General features: G+C 50.2%; 15 protein-coding genes. 5 read left to right on the top strand and 10 right to left on the bottom strand.

Features of this window, described 5'->3' with window-relative positions; all coding sequences use genetic code 11:
• Positions 1-7 precede the first annotated feature (7 nt).
• Positions 8-1195 carry a nucleoside permease NupC gene (gene nupC / locus HV346_RS16195; protein ID WP_181620302.1) on the bottom strand — a complete coding sequence of 396 codons (1188 nt, stop codon included), beginning with the start codon at positions 1193-1195 and terminating at the stop codon, positions 8-10.
• A 349-nt stretch (positions 1196-1544) separates the two neighbouring features.
• Here nupC and HV346_RS16190 point away from each other — a divergent pair, with 349 nt between their 5' ends.
• Together HV346_RS16190 and HV346_RS16185 are read left to right on the top strand one after the other, a co-directional pair.
• Positions 1545-2783 carry an Nramp family divalent metal transporter gene (locus tag HV346_RS16190; RefSeq protein ID WP_181620301.1) on the top strand — a complete coding sequence of 413 codons (1239 nt, stop codon included), beginning with the start codon at positions 1545-1547 and terminating at the stop codon, positions 2781-2783.
• Between the two features lie 99 nt (positions 2784-2882).
• Complete coding sequence (locus tag HV346_RS16185; protein WP_181620300.1) at positions 2883-4058, top strand: IS4 family transposase; 1176 nt, start codon at positions 2883-2885, stop codon at positions 4056-4058.
• Between the two features lie 47 nt (positions 4059-4105).
• Here the strand turns inward: HV346_RS16185 and ypeC are convergent, their stop codons facing one another.
• Complete coding sequence (gene ypeC / locus HV346_RS16180; protein ID WP_181620299.1) at positions 4106-4444, bottom strand: DUF2502 domain-containing protein YpeC; 339 nt, start codon at positions 4442-4444, stop codon at positions 4106-4108.
• Positions 4445-4570: 126 nt separating this feature from the next.
• Positions 4571-5569 carry an L-glyceraldehyde 3-phosphate reductase gene (mgrA, locus tag HV346_RS16175; protein WP_181620298.1) on the bottom strand — a complete coding sequence of 333 codons (999 nt, stop codon included), beginning with the start codon at positions 5567-5569 and terminating at the stop codon, positions 4571-4573.
• 184 nt (positions 5570-5753) lie between these two features.
• Here mgrA and ipdC point away from each other — a divergent pair, with 184 nt between their 5' ends.
• Positions 5754-7412 (top strand): indolepyruvate decarboxylase, encoded by a 1659-nt coding sequence (ipdC, locus tag HV346_RS16170; protein ID WP_181620297.1) that lies wholly within the window; start codon positions 5754-5756, stop codon positions 7410-7412.
• Here the strand turns inward: ipdC and HV346_RS16165 are convergent, their stop codons facing one another.
• Complete coding sequence (locus HV346_RS16165) at positions 7413-8651, bottom strand: ion channel protein (protein ID WP_181620296.1); 1239 nt, start codon at positions 8649-8651, stop codon at positions 7413-7415.
• A 205-nt stretch (positions 8652-8856) separates the two neighbouring features.
• Between HV346_RS16165 and glk the strand changes: the two genes are divergently transcribed.
• Complete coding sequence (gene glk, locus HV346_RS16160; RefSeq protein ID WP_181620295.1) at positions 8857-9822, top strand: glucokinase; 966 nt, start codon at positions 8857-8859, stop codon at positions 9820-9822.
• Between the two features lie 37 nt (positions 9823-9859).
• Here the strand turns inward: glk and HV346_RS16155 are convergent, their stop codons facing one another.
• Positions 9860-10597, bottom strand: coding sequence for a LytTR family DNA-binding domain-containing protein (locus HV346_RS16155; protein WP_181620294.1), 738 nt, complete (start codon positions 10595-10597; stop codon positions 9860-9862).
• 13 nt (positions 10598-10610) lie between these two features.
• On the bottom strand, positions 10611-12308 hold the full coding sequence (locus tag HV346_RS16150; protein ID WP_181620293.1) for a sensor histidine kinase: 1698 nt from the start codon (positions 12306-12308) through the stop codon (positions 10611-10613).
• Positions 12309-12693: 385 nt separating this feature from the next.
• On the opposite strand from HV346_RS16150, the gene alaC reads away from it, so the two are divergent.
• Positions 12694-13926 carry an alanine transaminase gene (gene alaC / locus HV346_RS16145; RefSeq protein ID WP_181620292.1) on the top strand — a complete coding sequence of 411 codons (1233 nt, stop codon included), beginning with the start codon at positions 12694-12696 and terminating at the stop codon, positions 13924-13926.
• A gap of 68 nt (positions 13927-13994) precedes the next feature.
• Here alaC and ypdK read toward each other — a convergent pair whose 3' ends face one another.
• The 4 genes from ypdK to HV346_RS16125 form a co-directional block, all read right to left on the bottom strand.
• Positions 13995-14066, bottom strand: a complete 72-nt coding sequence (gene ypdK / locus HV346_RS16140) for a membrane protein YpdK (protein WP_099458937.1) — start codon at positions 14064-14066, stop codon at positions 13995-13997.
• A 336-nt stretch (positions 14067-14402) separates the two neighbouring features.
• Complete coding sequence (gene lpxP, locus HV346_RS16135) at positions 14403-15320, bottom strand: kdo(2)-lipid IV(A) palmitoleoyltransferase (RefSeq protein ID WP_181620291.1); 918 nt, start codon at positions 15318-15320, stop codon at positions 14403-14405.
• A 377-nt stretch (positions 15321-15697) separates the two neighbouring features.
• A complete protein-coding gene (locus HV346_RS16130; protein WP_181620290.1) occupies positions 15698-16174 on the bottom strand; it encodes a WbuC family cupin fold metalloprotein in 477 nt (158 codons plus the stop codon).
• Positions 16175-16259: 85 nt separating this feature from the next.
• Positions 16260-16799 (bottom strand): DUF2058 domain-containing protein, encoded by a 540-nt coding sequence (locus HV346_RS16125; protein ID WP_181620289.1) that lies wholly within the window; start codon positions 16797-16799, stop codon positions 16260-16262.
• Positions 16800-16965: the final 166 nt, after the last annotated feature.

The following is a 16965-nucleotide window of genomic DNA, read 5'->3' as shown; positions in this document are numbered from 1 at the left end:
GTCTGGATTAGAGTACCAGTGCTGCGATGGATGCAGACAGTACGCTCACCAGCGTAGAACCGTATACCAGTTTCAGACCGAAGCGAGAAACCACGTTACCTTGTTCTTCGTTCAGGCCCTTAATCGCACCGGCGATGATCCCGATGGAAGAGAAGTTAGCGAAGGAGACCAGGAACACGGAGAGAATGCCTTCTGCGCGCGGGGAGAGCGTGCTGGCGATTTTCTGCAGATCCATCATGGCTACGAATTCGTTGGAAACCAGTTTAGTCGCCATAATACTGCCGACCTGCAGTGCTTCGTGAGCCGGGACACCCATTACCCATGCAATTGGGTAGAAGATGTAGCCAAGAATTCCCTGGAAGGAGATGCCCAGTACGGCGGCGAACAGGGCGTTCAGTGCAGAGATTAGTGCGATAAAACCAATCAGCATTGCGGCAACGATAATCGCAACTTTGAAACCTGCCAGAATGTATTCGCCGAGCATTTCGAAGAAGCTCTGGCCTTCATGCAGGTTAGACATCTGGATGTTTTCTTCGCTGGCATCAACACGGTATGGGTTGATCAGCGACAGCACGATAAAGGTGCTGAACATGTTCAGAACCAGCGCTGCAACAACGTACTTTGGCTCCAGCATTGTCATATACGCGCCCACGATAGACATGGAAACGGTGGACATTGCGGTTGCCGCCATGGTGTACATGCGGTTACGGGACATCTTGCCCAGGATATCTTTATACGCGATGAAGTTCTCAGACTGACCGAGGATCAGGGAACTTACGGCGTTGAAAGATTCCAGTTTACCCATGCCGTTCACTTTGGATAGCAGGAAACCGATCGCACGGATAACAACAGGCAGAACACGGATGTGCTGCAGGATACCGATGAGTGCGGAGATGAAGACGATAGGGCAAAGCACTTTCAGGAAGAAGAATGCCAGGCCTTGATCATTCATGCTGCCGAAGACGAAGTTGGTTCCTTCGTTAGCGAATCCGAGCAGTTTTTCGAACATTTCGGAGAAGCCTTTCACGAAGCCCAGGCCTACGTTGGAGTTCAGGAAGAACCACGCAAGTAAAACTTCAATAACCAGCAGTTGAACAACATAGCGAATACGAATTTTTTTGCGGTCATGGCTGACCAGCAATGCAAGTGCAGTAACGACAACAAGTGCCAGGACAAAATGAAGGACGCGGTCCATATTTGCTCCAAATATGAGGCAGGTTTAATTTCCGTGCACATTCTATGTAACAAGCACAAAGAAAACGAGATCAAGGGCACACTATAGTTACATCCTGTGACGAGTCTCAAAAATAGTGATCAACTATACATTTCTGTTATGTTGAGTAAATGAGTGAAAAGTTACGTTTGTGTGTTACGCTTTAAATTGACTGTGCGATTGCATCGCCTGTGACAACCCTTCACATCTTTCAGCCCTTCTATCGTTTTTAGCTATCAGAGATATCACGTTAAACATTATAAATGAACTTGATAATCATTCTCATTTTGATAGCATGAAACATAGCAAAGGCTATATTTCTGAGGCAGAGATGACAAACAGTCGCGTTGAGAGTAGCAGTGGCAGAGCGGCACGCAAGTTGCGCTTTGCATTAATGGGACCGGCATTCATTGCCGCCATTGGCTACATCGATCCGGGTAATTTTGCGACCAACATTCAGGCCGGGGCCAGTTACGGCTATAAACTGCTGTGGGTGGTTGTCTGGGCAAACCTGATGGCCATGCTGATTCAGATGCTCTCCGCGAAGCTAGGTATCGCAACAGGTAAAAACCTGGCGGAACAAATTCGCGATCATTATCCTCGTCCTGCTGTCTGGCTTTACTGGGTTCAGGCCGAAATTATTGCCATGGCGACTGACCTTGCTGAATTTATCGGCGCAGCAATTGGTTTCAAGCTGATTCTTGGCGTTTCTCTGTTGCAGGGCGCTGTGCTGACCGGGATAGCGACCTTCCTTATTCTTATGTTGCAGCGCCGCGGGCAAAAACCGCTTGAGAAAGTGATCGGTGGCCTGCTGCTGTTTGTTGCGGCCGCATATATTGTCGAGCTGATTTTCTCGCAACCTGACCTGGCGCAGTTAAGTAAAGGGATGATAATTCCTGATTTACCGACCTCAGAGGCGGTGTTTCTCGCAGCTGGTGTGCTTGGGGCCACGATCATGCCACATGTGATTTATCTGCACTCTTCGTTAACGCAGCACTTGCATGGTGGCACACGGCAGCAGCGCTATTCTGCGACGAAATGGGATGTGGCGATTGCCATGACCATCGCCGGTTTTGTCAATCTGGCGATGATGGCAACAGCTGCTGCGGCATTTCATTTCAACGGGCATACAGGTATTGCCGATCTCGATCAGGCATATCTGACGCTCGAACCATTACTCAGCCATGCCGCAGCAACTATTTTTGGTCTGAGCCTGGTTGCGGCAGGCCTTTCATCAACGGTGGTGGGGACCCTGGCTGGTCAGGTCGTTATGCAGGGGTTTGTTCGCTTTCATATTCCCCTGTGGGTTCGTCGTGCGGTCACCATGCTGCCATCGTTTATTGTGATTTTGATGGGGCTGGATCCGACGCGTATCTTGGTAATGAGCCAGGTATTACTGAGTTTTGGTATTGCCCTTGCGCTGGTTCCTCTGCTTATCTTTACCAGCAATAAATCGCTGATGGGCGATCTGGTTAATACCACTCTTGTGAAACGGGCAGGGTGGGCTATCGTGGTAGTGGTGGTGGCGTTGAATCTGTGGTTGCTGGTGGGGACTGCATTAGGGTTATAAAAAAGGAGCCGCAAGGCCTGACGGCTCCCCATAAATAAAGACAGGCATAGAAGGTTGTGATCTACTTAGTGTTCCACCAAAAAGTAAGGTCACTCCTCTATGCCTGCTTCACAAGTTTGCCATAAATTTTTCAGCCAGTCCCTGAACTCCATTCATCAGTACCGTAAAAACGCCCTGCTCGATATGACCGTGGCCCTGACACGTGGTGCTTCGCTTTCTCTTACCAGCATCGGCAGATACCTGCCAGGCCCCGCACGTGTTAAGCACAAGATTAAGCGTGTTGATCGGCACCTCAACAGCGACCTGATGTTCAGTGATATTCCCTCCGTCTACCAGCAGCCTGTATCCCGCCTCACGCACAGCCTTTCAGTTTGTGTCATTGCCGTGGACTGGAGTGGCTATCCTTCATCAGAACTCAGTGTTTTGCGGGCAAGCTTATTGTGTGATGGCAGGGCTATCCCACTGATGAGTAAGGTCATTTCCTCCCGCTACCAGAACAACTCTGCCATCCAGAACGCGTTTCTTGACCAGATGGCAACGGCTGTCGGTAAAGATAAACAGGTCATCATTGTGACGGATGCCGGGTTTCGCAGTAGCTGGTTTCATCACATCCGCTCTCTGGGCTGGGATTTTGTTGGACGAGTCAGGGACAGCCTCTGTTTTCAGGTCATCGGGGATGAAGAGTGGCTGATGGCGCGGGATGTTGCGTCATCAACAACGGCGCGTTATCCGGGATTCGGGCGACTGGCACGCAACGCCAGTCGTGCCTGCCCGGGACATTTCTACACCGTGCATAAGCGGGCGACGGGCAGGAAAAGCAGTCAGCATTACCCCAAAACAGACAGGATGTACCGTAAAAACGCGCGTGAACCGTGGCTGCTTTTTACCAGCCTGATGGAATATAAGCCACGCGAGATAGTTAAACTTTATAGTCGCCGTATGCAGATAGAACAGAACTTCAGAGATGAAAAAAGCGAGCGCTATGGGCTGGGACTGCGGGCAAGTAAAAGTCGGGGAGAAAAAAGACTATCCGTGCTTTGCCTGGTTGCAGTTCTCTACAGCATCATCCTATGGCTGACGGGATATTACCTTGAAAGTAAGGGAATAAATCGATGGTTCCAGGCGAATAGTGAGAAATCACGCAGGGTGCTGTCGTATCTGACATTGAGTGAAAATGTCATCCGGCAGTCACCGGGGCTCCTGTCGGGGATGAACCCCGACAGGGTATATGCAGATATGGCAAGGGCCTATCGAAACATCATCATGGTGTATTGATGATGTTTCTGGGGATCCCTCAGGCCGTAAGGCTCCTTTTTTAATCATCAGTGGTGGCCGTGACCATGACCACGCCCGCGACCCCAATCACCACGACGGTCATCGCGATCGCTCCAGCCTTCACGATAACCTCGCTCATAGGCTCTGCGATCGTCCCAGCCGCGATGACGGCCATTATCATGCCTCCACCAGCGGTTTTTACGCCATTCATAATTACGATGCCAGTAATCACGGTCGCGCCAACCGCCACCGTCCCAGTAGTTACCGTAATTATCACGATCGCCAATTTGTAATTTTACGGATGGCAACAGGGTGATCTCGCCTGCATTAGCAACCAGCGGCGCTGCAGCCAGTAATACTGCAGCCAGAATCAGTGACCTGAACATACTCTTCTCCTTCACGATCGGGGCCTTTATGCGGCCTGTTAACGCAATATTACGGGGCGGTAAAGCCCCGTTTCATCGCCTCAACTCCGAATTCACAAAAGGGAGCACGTTTTGCTAAAAGAGCTCTTATTCTGTACAGGTCAAAATCGTTTCAATGGCAGCGAGTTCTTCTTCAGAAAGGTGACGATTTTCGAGCATGCCAACCGCATCATCAATTTGCGCAGTCTTACTAGCCCCAATCAGCACAGAGGTCACGGTATCGTGGCGTAAAATCCATGCCAGCGCCATTTGCGATAATTTTTGACCACGATGTTCGGCCAGTTCATTGAGTCGGCGAACTTTTGCCAGTTTTTCTTCCGTAATTTGGTCAGGATTAAGAAATTTGCTGCCGCTGGCCGCACGTGAATCCGCCGGAATGCCGTTCAGATAACGGTTGGTCAGTTGGCCTCCCGCCAGTGGAGAGAAGGGGATACACCCCACGCCCTTATCCTGCAGGACGCCGAGTAATCCTTTTTCGGGGGCACGTTCAAACATGGAATATTTGGGCTGATGGATAAGGCAGGGCGTTCCAAGATCGTCAAGTATCTCTATCGCCTGGCGTGTCAGTTCCGCAGGGTAATTAGAGAGTCCGACATAGAGCGCTTTCCCCTGGCGTACCACATGGTCTAGCGCTTTCATTGTCTCTTGCAGCGGCGTTTCCGGATCAGGGCGATGGTGATAGAAGATATCGACATACTCCAGCCCTAAACGCTTCAGGCTCTGATCCAGGCTGGAGATGAGGTATTTACGTGAACCCCAGTCACCGTAAGGGCCATCCCACATGGTGTAACCCGCTTTGGTTGAGATAATCAACTCATCGCGCCAGGGTTGAAAATCCTCCTGGAAAATACGTCCGAAGTTACATTCTGCTGAGCCAGGAGGTGGGCCATAGTTATTGGCGAGATCAAAATGGGTTATCCCCAGGTCGAAGGCGCGTTGTAAAAGCTGGCGGCTATTCTCAATTAGCGTGGCATCGCCAAAGTTGTGCCAAAGCCCGAGAGAAATGGCGGGTAATTTGAGACCGCTCTGTCCGCAACGGCGATATTGCATTGTCTGATAACGATTTTTGTCAGGCTGAAAAACCATACTCGTAACCTCAGGCGCAGAAAAGAAAAGCCAGTGTATGCGTTTACACTAACGTGAAGAAAAGGAGAATAACGCACCCTTTTTTGTAAAGCATTCTTTCCATACGCTTCTTTCTGCCATTTCTGGACAGCCATCACGCTTCTTTAATACTCAAAGTGAGGTCAACGTCAGAAGGACACCTGTTATGCGAACCCCGTATTGCGTCGCTGATTATCTGCTGGACCGGCTTACAGATTGCGGTGCTGATCATCTGTTTGGTGTGCCCGGTGATTATAACCTGCAGTTTCTCGACCATGTGATCGACAGCCCCGATATCTGCTGGGTGGGCTGCGCTAACGAACTGAATGCATCTTATGCCGCAGATGGTTATGCCCGGTGTAAGGGCTTTGCCGCACTGCTGACAACATTTGGTGTTGGGGAATTAAGTGCCATGAACGGTATTGCTGGCAGCTTCGCTGAATATGTGCCGGTATTGCATATTGTGGGGGCTCCGGGTATGGCGGTACAGCAAAAAGGTGAGCTTTTGCATCACACTCTGGGTGATGGAAACTTTCGCCATTTCTATCAGATGAGCGAGCCGATCACGGTCGCTCAGGCGGTACTCACCGAGCAAAATGCCTGCTATGAAATTGACCGTGTCCTCTCCATCATGATGCGTGAACGTCGGCCCGGCTATTTAATGCTACCTGCCGATGTGGCAAAAAAAGCCGCCACGCCCCCTGTAAGCGCTCTCACTGTGAAGCCCATACTTGCCGATCATGCCTGCCTGAAAGCATTTCGCGATGCCGCGCAGTTCCGTCTGGAAGTCAGTAACCGTACCGCGCTGCTGGCGGATTTCCTGGTTCTTCGCCATGGCTTAAAACCTGCGCTACAGAAATGGGTGAACGACGTCCCTATGGCGCACGCCACGATGCTGATGGGAAAAGGGATTTTTGATGAGCGTCAGGCGGGGTTTTATGGCACATACAGTGGTTCGGCAAGTACGGATGCTGTCAGAGAGGCTATTGAGGGTGCTGATACCGTATTGTGCATCGGGACTCGTTTTACGGATACGCTGACTGCCGGTTTTACACATCAACTTACGGCAGCGCAAACCATTGAAGTCCAGCCTCATGCTTCGCGCGTCGGGGATGTCTGGTTTACCGGTATTCCCATGCAGCAAGCGATCGATGTCTTATCTGAACTTTGCAGGCAGTACGTGGCGAAGCCCATTGCTGCGACTCCTCCGCGGGTGTTTCCGCACGCGTCATCCGAAGGAATGCTCACGCAGGAAAACTTCTGGGGCACGCTACAAACCTTTATTCGTCCTGGTGACATTATCCTTGCTGACCAGGGGACATCTGCATTTGGGGCATTTGCCCTTCGCTTACCTGCTGATGTGAATTTTATCGTTCAGCCTCTCTGGGGTTCGATTGGTTACACGCTGGCAGCCGCGTTTGGTGCGCAAACGGCGTGCCCACAGCGTAGAGTTGTTGTGATTACGGGCGATGGTGCGGCGCAACTCACTATCCAGGAGTTGGGGTCAATGCTACGCGATCATCAGCATCCTGTTATTCTGGTGCTTAACAACGAAGGGTACACGGTTGAAAGGGCGATCCACGGGCCAGAGCAGCGATACAACGATATTGCACTCTGGAACTGGACGCAGATACCGCAGGCACTCAGCCTGGAATCTCAGGCTGAGTGTTGGCGTGTCAGTGAAACTGAGGTGCTGGCAGATGTGCTGGATAAAGTCGCACACCACGAGAGGTTGTCTCTCATTGAGGTCATGCTGCCAAAAACAGACATTCCGCCGCTACTGGGGGCGATAACAAAAGCGCTTGAGGCGCGTAATAGCGCCTGATTACTTATCTTGCCTCCAGGCCATCATCATCGGTTTACCCGCCAGCAGAAGCCAGGCGGGTAACATCACGATACAGAGCAAGGGCAGCAGGTTGGTATCAGGAACCACCACTGCTGCCATAAACAGGCTCAGCCATGCATCGCGGGTGACAACCAGGACCAGGCCCAGAATGGAGCAGGAGACGGTAATGGCCAGCGGTACAGCATCCACATGCTCATGTAACATCAGGCCCAATGCGACGCCAATAAATACCGCGGGGAAGATGCGCCCGCCACGGAAGCCGCAGGCTGCTGCAACCACAACGGCCGCCAGTTTGACGAGGGCGAACAGCATATAGTCTGATGTGCTAAAGACCTGACTAAATGCCATCTGCTGCATCTCATCCAGCCCTTTGAATAAGGTGATATGTCCTCCAATGACCCCCAGAATTCCAAGAAGGAATCCCCCGACACCCAGAATCAGGACCGGATGCCTGAGTTTATGCATCAAGCGGTGCAGGCGTGGTAGACACCATACGGCAACCATACCCAGTGCGATAGCGATAGCCGCTACAATCGCACCACTGAAGATATCGGCGATTTGCATTTGCCCGTAATGAGGGATCGGGAGCGAAAAGTGGGGATGGAAAAACAGGCTGGTGGTTAGTGCACCTGCCGCAGCCGCCATTAAGGGGGCAAAAAGCCTGTCCCAGAGAGGAATATCGTTGTTATTCCCGCTCAGCGTCTGGGAGAAAATCAGTGCCGCGGCAACGGGTGTACCAAACAGTGCACCGATAGTCCCGGCAGAGGCGAGAATAGTCCAGTCCAGTGCGCCTACTCGCGGAAAAATACGTGAGCCGAGATAAACTGCCAGTGCAATATTGACTGCCATAATTGGATGCTCTGGACCCAGGCTCACACCTCCCGCAAGACCAATAATCAGCGCCAGGATTAATCCTGGCAGTGCTGAAGGCGTGACGGGGGCGCCAATCAGTGGCTCCTGGGCGGGATCAGGACCTGCATGCCCAGGGCTAAATCGAATCACCAGGCCTACCGCAATACCTGTCAGTGTCAGCATCAGCAGAGTCCACACTGAAGAATCAGGCGCGAAACCAAATGTGGTCGGTAGCGATGCCCACAGCATCGTTTGCAGTACCGATGCCACTTTCATGACGACAATTAAAATCAGGCTGGACACAATACCGATAATCAGCGCGGGTGGCGCCAGCAGCAGCATAGTTCTGGCTCGCGGGTGGAGCATGATGATTTCCTTGTACAAAACGGTATGACGTTACTTTGCACAATCAGTTTGGTCGCAATAGTGCAAAAGGTGCTGAAACGGTAAAGTGATTCTGTGACGTGGATCGACAATCCTGGGGCGACTCCCTTTAGAACATTGTTGTTATCCAGCCTTGAATTTACAGTGTCCCAAAGATTTATTCTGACTTTAGCGGAGCCGTAGAAGAATGACAAAGTATGCTTTGGTAGGTGATGTTGGGGGCACGAATGCGCGCCTTGCCCTGTGCGATGTGAATACGGGGGAAATCTCTCAGGCGAAAACCTATTCAGGACTGGATTACCCAAGCCTGGAGGCCGTTGTGCGTGTCTATCTGGATGAACATCAGATTAGCGTTGAGGATGGTTGTATCGCCATTGCATGCCCTATTACCGGTGACTGGGTGGCCATGACAAACCATACATGGGCGTTTTCTATTGCTGAGATGAAAAAAAATCTGGGATTCTCGCATCTTGAAATCATCAACGACTTCACGGCGGTATCCATGGCGATCCCGATGCTGAAGCCTGAACATCTCATCCAGTTTGGCGGTACTGCACCGGTTGAAGGTAAGCCGATTGCCGTCTATGGCGCAGGAACCGGCTTAGGGGTGGCGCATCTGGTGCATGTGGATAAGCGCTGGGTAAGCCTGCCAGGGGAGGGGGGACATGTTGATTTTGCACCAAACAGCGAAGAAGAAGGCATTATCCTTGAGGAGTTGCGTGCGGAAATTGGTCATGTTTCAGCCGAACGAGTGCTCTCAGGTCCTGGGCTGGTGAATCTTTACCGCGCCATCGTCAAATCTGACGGTCGTTTGCCGGAAAATCTGCAGCCGAAAGACGTGACCGAGCGTGCTCTGGCGGACAGCTGCACCGACTGTCGCCGCGCACTGTCGTTGTTCTGTGTCATCATGGGGCGTTTTGGCGGCAACCTGGCTCTGAATCTTAGCACCTTTGGTGGTGTGTTTATCGCTGGCGGGATTGTGCCGCGATTCCTGGAATTTTTTAAGTCATCCGGTTTTCGCGGTGGGTTTGAAGATAAAGGACGTTTTAAACCCTATGTACAGGATATTCCGGTCTATCTGATTGTTCACGATAACCCAGGATTACTGGGCTCTGGTGCACACCTGCGTCAGGTTCTTGGTCAGGTTCTCTAGTCTTCGTCACCCTCTCTTCAGGGAGAGGGTGAAATCATCATAAGTGCATCAACTGGCGAAACTCTTTCACTTTGCTTCGGCTTACCGGAACCTGAAAATCGAGATCTTTCAGGCGCAAAATGTAGGTATTGTTAAACCAGGGTTCGATCTCTCGGATCTTATTCAGATTGACGCAGAACGAGCGGTGGCAGCGGAAAAAGTGCGCCGCAGGCAGCTTGTTACAAAACTCGGTAATGTTCATCGCCATCACATACGACTCGCGTCGCGTGTAGACGAAAGTCATTTTCTCATGCGCTTCGGCATAATAAATATCATCAATCGGCGTAACGATAATTCGCTCATCTTTGACCAGATTAATGGTGTCATTCTCCCGAGCGGCTGGGTTAGCGTTGACGGTTGCTGTACCAGCCTGTTGCTGCCAGGCCATCTCCAGCTTTTGCAACATGCTGACGATGCGTGATTCCTGGTAAGGCTTAAGAATGTAGTCAAATGCTTCCAGTTCGAATGCCTCAACGGCATGCTCTTTCCATGCAGTGACAAACACAATGAACGGCTTGTGAGCAAACTGGTTGATGTTCTGCGCCAGCAGAACCCCATCCAGCGAAGGAATATTGATATCCAGAAAAATGGCATCAACACGGTTATGCTGCAAAAATTTCAGCACATCCAGACCGTCCTCAAATGTACCAACGATCTCCATTTGACTATGGGTTTTGATCAGCCAGCTCAGTTCCTGTTGAGCCAGAAATTCATCTTCCACGATGATGACTTTCATGTATTACTCCGGCCTAAGGCAACAGTGATATCGGTACGTGAACGGGGGTCCGTTCATTCGGGACGTAAAAGGCGATTTCAGTGCCTGGCTCAAGGCGTCGAATATGTAACCCGTCCCCATACAGCAGTTTGACGCGATGATGTACATTCAGCAGGCCAATTTTATTTCCCGGCATTTCATTTGCTTCAACGCGTTCAATGACTTTCGGATCGATACCATGACCCGTATCACGTACCGAAATGCGCACGCGATTACCGCTTTCGGTCACACTGATGGTCACGACGCCTTTACCTTTGCAGGGCTGGATGCCGTGAACAATTGCATTTTCAACCAGCGGCTGAATGAGCAGGCTAGGGATCACACAGTTAACCTCTTCATCAATATCGTAAATGACTGTGAGTTTATCGCCAAAGCGAGCCTGCTCGATCGCGATATAGTCTTTAATCTGGTAGAGCTCTTTTTTAATATCAATTTGCTCGTCATCTTTCAGTTCAATGTTGTAGCGAAGATAGCGCGAGAGATTGAAAATCAGCTGGCGAGCGGTGTCCGGATTAAGGCGAATGGAGGAGGAGATGGCGTTCAGGGCGTTAAACAAGAAATGAGGATTGATTTTGCTTTGCAGCGCGCGGAGCTCTGCCTTATTTGCCATTTCACGTAACTGCTCTGCGCGCGAGACTTCCAGTTGGGTGGAAATAATCTGCGACAGGCCGATTGCCATCTCCTGTAATGAGGAGGTGATCTGATGTGCATGGCAGTAATAAATCTTCAATGTGCCCGTTACCACTCCCTTTTCCCAAAGTGGGATCACCAGCATGGAGTGAATTTCAGGCGTCCGGTATGCCTCATCATTGTTTTTAATAATGATTTTACCGTAGTTAATGGCCTGGCGGGTGGTGGGGCTGACGGTGTCATCATTGTCACGGTAGTTGTGTTCACCTACGCCGACATAGGCCAGCACATGATCGATGTTGGTAATGGCGACGGCATCGGCGTGAATATCGCGGCGGATAATCTCACACACCTGACGGAGTGATTCGGCGTTAACGTGGCGAAACAGCGGCAGCGTTTTGTTCGCGATATCCAGCGCCAGCTTGGCCTGGCGAGCTGCACTGGCTTCCTTTTCGCCCTCCACACTTTGTACCAACAACACGATAAACCCGATACAGACGCTGCCTAAAATCATGGGAATACCGATTTTAGACACGATATCCAGCCCTAGTGCAGTTGTTGGAGCCCAGACGACGACCAGGATCATCGTCAGCGTTTCGCACACCATGCCGGCGACAATCCCTGCCCGCCAGTGCTGCTTTTTCGGAATTTTGCGGTTAATCCACCCGGAAAGGATCCCGGCAATGATACTGGTGATAAAGCAGGGGATTGCCGTCACGCCGCCAATATCAATTAAGTAGCGATGTGTTCCGGCAATAATCCCGGTGATGATCCCCACCCATGGGCCAAATAAAATCCCTCCCGACATCACGGCGATAATACGCACGTTGACCAGCGAACCCTCGACGGGAACACCAGACCAGGTGCTGAACAGGGCAAACATCGAGAAGATTGCCGTAACGGCCAGCAGCTCTTTTGGCGAGTGGGCGGATTTATGCAAAAGCTCGCGAAACAGGCGGATGCGAATTAAGAAGAACAGGCAGATGAGCATTAACGCCGCGCGGTCGTAAACCGCCAGCAGCATATCGAATATTTCGTGCACGAGTAGACCTGGGATATCGGGAAAAAACCATGATAAAAAACCTGGCGCGTAATGACCAGCTATCCGTCTGCTTTATCAAATGAGGAAAAACCATAATTTACAAAGGGGATTATTTGTGTCTTGTTGAATAAACCTGATTTTCTATCACAGTGCTAATGATGAGTAACGTTTTTGATATCATTGTGTTAAGTAAATAGTATAAAAATAAGGTCTGCCTCAGAAGGCTTCCGCTTTTATACTCAGCACGATTCCGGTTTTAACACGATGACTTTTTTTTCATTTCCCTCTCGACAGCAGGTTTTTTTTCAGGTTATTTTCTAAACACGCCACATACGTGGCAGCGTCGCTCGGACGGTCCGGGCGCTAACGTGAATCTGAGGAATCTATGGCTGAATTCAGTCCCGAACGCCGTTTTACGCGTATTGATCGTCTCCCTCCTTATGTTTTTAATATCACTGCTGAACTGAAAATGGCTGCGCGTCGGCGCGGCGAAGACATTATTGATTTCAGCATGGGTAACCCCGACGGTCCAACTCCCCCGCATATTGTTGAGAAATTATGCACTGTGGCTCAACGCCCTGATACGCATGGTTACTCTACATCGCGCGGTATTCCTCGTTTACGTCGGGCGATCTCTCGCTGGTATCAGGATCGTTACCAGGTGGATATCGATCCTGAAAGCGAAGCGATTGTGACTATCGGCTCGAAAGAAGGGCTGGCGCACCTGATGTTGGCAACGCTTGATCACGGTGATACGGTACTTGTGCCCAATCCTAGCTACCCGATTCATATCTATGGCGCGGTCATTGCCGGTGCTCAGGTTCGTTCTGTGCCGCTGGTGGAAGGGGTAGATTTTTTTGGTGAACTGGAACGTGCGATACGTGAAAGTTACCCAAAACCAAAGATGATGATTCTCGGTTTTCCGTCAAACCCAACCGCGCAGTGTGTTGAACTGGATTTCTTTGAAAAAGTCGTGGCGCTGGCAAAACGTTACGATGTTCTGGTTGTCCATGATTTAGCCTATGCCGATATCGTTTATGACGGCTGGAAGGCTCCCTCAATCATGCAGGTTCCAGGTGCGCGTGATGTGGCTGTCGAGTTTTTCACACTTTCCAAAAGCTACAATATGGCGGGCTGGCGCATTGGTTTCATGGTCGGCAACAAGACGCTGGTGAATGCGCTGGCGCGCATCAAGAGTTATCACGACTACGGGACGTTTACACCGCTTCAGGTGGCCGCTATCGCGGCGCTGGAGGGCGATCAGCAATGTGTGCATGACATTGCCGCGCAGTATAAACGCCGTCGTGATGTGTTGGTTAAAGGCTTACACGAGGCTGGCTGGATGGTAGAAATGCCGAAAGCGTCGATGTATGTCTGGGCGAAGATCCCCGAGCCTTATGCGGCGATGGGGTCACTGGAGTTTGCGAAGAAGATGCTGCATGACGCGAAGGTGTGTGTCTCTCCAGGCATCGGTTTCGGTGATTATGGCGACACTCACGTGCGATTTGCCCTCATCGAAAACAGCGATCGTATCCGCCAGGCGGTCAGAGGTATTAAAAGTATGTTCCGTGCGGATGGGTTGCTCTCATCATCAGGTTCAAAAAGTACAACGGAATAACACGGGTCGAAGAATGATAAAAAGACAGGAGCCTTTGGCTCCTGTCTTTTTTAATGCATTTTCTTCGCTCAGATCATCAGGGCAAAGGTTCCGGCCCAGACTAATACAATCACCGAAATGCCCATAAAGAAATATTTCACGTTTCATCGCTCCGCGTACCGTGTGATACGCATTTAAAAACAGAGTCCACCTGAGTATAGAGTGCTGAAATCGGGCTTAAACGCCGCTGACTCCAGCTCAGAATTCTGTGCTTTCCTATTGCCAGACGGCGCTAATGTACGCCTAAATCAGAGGGGTGACAAGAGGCATTTTTTTAAATAATTTCCTACACTTACGAGTGTCGTGGAACGGCGACAGTTTGATTTCGATGCGCAATAAATTCGGATTGAGCGACGACGGAAAGAGAACGAAACGAGAGGGAATAGCAGGTGATTGAAAAGGTTAGTTTCTTAGCGAAACTAACCTTAGGCAAGGTGTCAGATATAGAGAGAAGATTCGCCAATAGGGCGAGTTTTAAAGCGGCGATGCACCCACAGATATTGTTCCGGCGCGCGCATGATTTCTTTCTCGATAACCTTATTGATAAATGCCGCAGCGTCGCACTCTTTATCTGGGTAGTTCATCATTTCAGGTGAAATATGCAGACGGTAGCCAGAGTTGTCTGCTTTTCTGACCATGGTGACGGTCAGCATTGCAGCCCCGGACAGGCGTGAAATCACGAATGTACCGTTTGTTGTTGCCACGTCTTTAACGGCGAAGAAAGGCGCAAAGCTACTGCCTTTCCGTCCATAATCCTGATCGGGCGCAAACCAGACGGCCTCGCCTTTTTTCAATGCACCAACCATGCCGCGTAAGTTATTACGGCTGATCATTGCTTTATTGGAACGCATACGACCACGTGTTTGCACCCACTCCATCAGAGGGTTGTTGTGCGGACGATAGGTTGCCATCATTGGCTGGCAAAGCCCCATTACGCGGCCACCTAACTCCAGCGACATAAAATGCACACCGACAACCATCACGCCGCGGTTTTGTGCCTGCGCACGCTTCAGATTGTCGAGACCTTCAACATCGAACCATTTGCGGACTCGTTCATCAGGCCAGAACCACGCCATGCCCGTTTCAAGCAAAGCCATGCCGATAGATTTGAAGTTTTCCGAGATGAGTTTTTCGCGCTGTTCAGCGTTGTATTGAGGGAAGCAAAGCTCGATATTTTTACGGGCGATCGATTCTCGACGTTTAAGGAAGTGACGTGAAGCGCTGCCCAGTTTAGAGCCCAGCAGACGAATTGCCGGGTAGGGTAGCTGAACCAGTAGCCACAATACGCCAAGACCAAACCAGGTAAACCAGTAACGCGGATGTAAATAGGTGCGTTTGAATTTGGATTGAGACAAAGTAGTGAAACCTATGTAAAGCCTGTGAAGGTAGCGCAAACATCGCGTTACACCGTGCTAATTATGACCACAATTTAAGGTGATGGTTTCAGGCTTTACCGATCTTTACGGCGTTACCTGTCCACTGCCGATGCAAGCTGGGCGGCGTAATGTAGCACCGTTGTACGGCATCTGCCACACATGGTTTTTGCCTAAAAAAGCGACAACATTTAAGGTGCTTGATTCTCATCATTATGGTGGGGGTAATTTTATCAAAATAATTTTTTGTGACAGATGATCTCAATATGTACGAAATGTCTTTTTCTGTGGCAATACGTTGGGTTTTTAGAGAAACAGACACCAAACGGTATCTGTTTGTGTATCTAAAAAGCTGTCATTTACCGTTTAAAAAACGCATCACCGGGTTGCGCGTGCGCATACCATGCCATCAGTTCGGCTGTTCCGGCATCACCTTCAGCTGGTCCCCATGCAGCGAAATCCTGTTCTGCAACGGGTTGATAGCCGCCGTGTTTGACTTCAAAAATAACCCCGCCCTGATCCAGCGACAAAACGGCATGCCAGACACCGGCATCTGTTTCCAGCGCCATGCACTCTTCCCCTAACACAACGCGATGGGTAACGACGCCATTCTCATCAAAATTTAAGACAACAAAGCGGCCACTGAGGGGAAGCAACAGTTCGAATGTATGCGGATGGCGGTGTGGCCGAACGTAAGTGCCTGGCTCCATAGCAACCGCTAAACGTTGTACAGGATCGCTCAATTCGGGATGAAAATTACGATGGGCGCGCAAGCGGGGTGAATTTGCAGCAGCTTCGCTCTGTTGCCTGAGATCGCTAAATGTTATTTGCTTCATCTAAATCGCCTGAGAGGGAGCCAGCTGTCATCTGCTGGAACAGGTAAGTGATATGCCCGAGGAGAGGATTAAGAAATCTTCTTTCCTACCACATCAAATCATCAGGCACGATAAAGTCAGCATAAGGATCTTCTTCATCCTGAGCTTCTGGGGTAACCACACTGCTTAAAACGATATAACTCTCATCGCGCTGCATAATTTTATTAGCCACGATGGTGGGGATAATCGCGTATTCACTCTCTGGGCCATTATCCGCACTCAGACGAGCAATGGCGAGACGGCCACTCATCAATTGAGACTGAATAAGTTTATCCACATAGACTTTCTTGATGAGATTGTTATCGGTGAAGTTATATCCAATCTCACCTTTTGGGCAAACAATCCTGTTCATCTCAATGAGCTGTTTGATCTGCGCTTTGTACTCTTTTGATAATGCCGCCTGCTTTTGTTGTTCGCTCAGCTGTTTATCACGCTCAAGTTGCGCCTTTTTATTCATTTCAACAGCTTCTCTGGCTTCACGGGCCTGCACGCGCGATTTCTTAGCCGTTTTTTGCACTTTCGCGAGCTTTTTACTGCTGACTAATCCCGCTTTCAGCATCTGTTCCTGGAGAGTAAGTTTTGTCATGTTCGTTTCTAAAACCATTCAAATAGTACTTCGGATTATACCTGTAATCGTCGATGCAGTACCAGATGATGGCATCAGAGCGTGGAGGTATTGACCTGTGGTTGAAGGGGATTCAATAACCTGTATGCGCTTTGTGATCTGCCACACCTTTCAACACAAAAGTGAC

This window comes from Enterobacter sp. RHBSTW-00994 (assembly GCF_013782625.1).
In the GTDB taxonomy this organism is placed as follows: domain Bacteria; phylum Pseudomonadota; class Gammaproteobacteria; order Enterobacterales; family Enterobacteriaceae; genus Enterobacter.
Note: the sequence above shows the minus strand (reverse complement) of the source record. Positions and strands in the feature narration are given on the sequence as shown.

Excerpts from the sequence above, each read along its gene's own strand:
- nupC (WP_181620302.1), bottom strand. The coding sequence starts at position 1,195 with ATGGACCGCGTCCTTCATTTTGTCCTGGCACTTGTTGTCGTTACTGCA.
- HV346_RS16190 (WP_181620301.1), top strand. The coding sequence starts at position 1,545 with ATGACAAACAGTCGCGTTGAGAGTAGCAGTGGCAGAGCGGCACGCAAG.
- HV346_RS16185 (WP_181620300.1), top strand. The coding sequence starts at position 2,883 with ATGCCTGCTTCACAAGTTTGCCATAAATTTTTCAGCCAGTCCCTGAAC.
- ypeC (WP_181620299.1), bottom strand. The coding sequence starts at position 4,444 with ATGTTCAGGTCACTGATTCTGGCTGCAGTATTACTGGCTGCAGCGCCG.
- mgrA (WP_181620298.1), bottom strand. The coding sequence starts at position 5,569 with ATGGTTTTTCAGCCTGACAAAAATCGTTATCAGACAATGCAATATCGC.
- ipdC (WP_181620297.1), top strand. The coding sequence starts at position 5,754 with ATGCGAACCCCGTATTGCGTCGCTGATTATCTGCTGGACCGGCTTACA.
- HV346_RS16165 (WP_181620296.1), bottom strand. The coding sequence starts at position 8,651 with ATGCTCCACCCGCGAGCCAGAACTATGCTGCTGCTGGCGCCACCCGCG.
- glk (WP_181620295.1), top strand. The coding sequence starts at position 8,857 with ATGACAAAGTATGCTTTGGTAGGTGATGTTGGGGGCACGAATGCGCGC.
- HV346_RS16155 (WP_181620294.1), bottom strand. The coding sequence starts at position 10,597 with ATGAAAGTCATCATCGTGGAAGATGAATTTCTGGCTCAACAGGAACTG.
- alaC (WP_181620292.1), top strand. The coding sequence starts at position 12,694 with ATGGCTGAATTCAGTCCCGAACGCCGTTTTACGCGTATTGATCGTCTC.
- HV346_RS16130 (WP_181620290.1), bottom strand. The coding sequence starts at position 16,174 with ATGAAGCAAATAACATTTAGCGATCTCAGGCAACAGAGCGAAGCTGCT.
- HV346_RS16125 (WP_181620289.1), bottom strand. The coding sequence starts at position 16,799 with ATGACAAAACTTACTCTCCAGGAACAGATGCTGAAAGCGGGATTAGTC.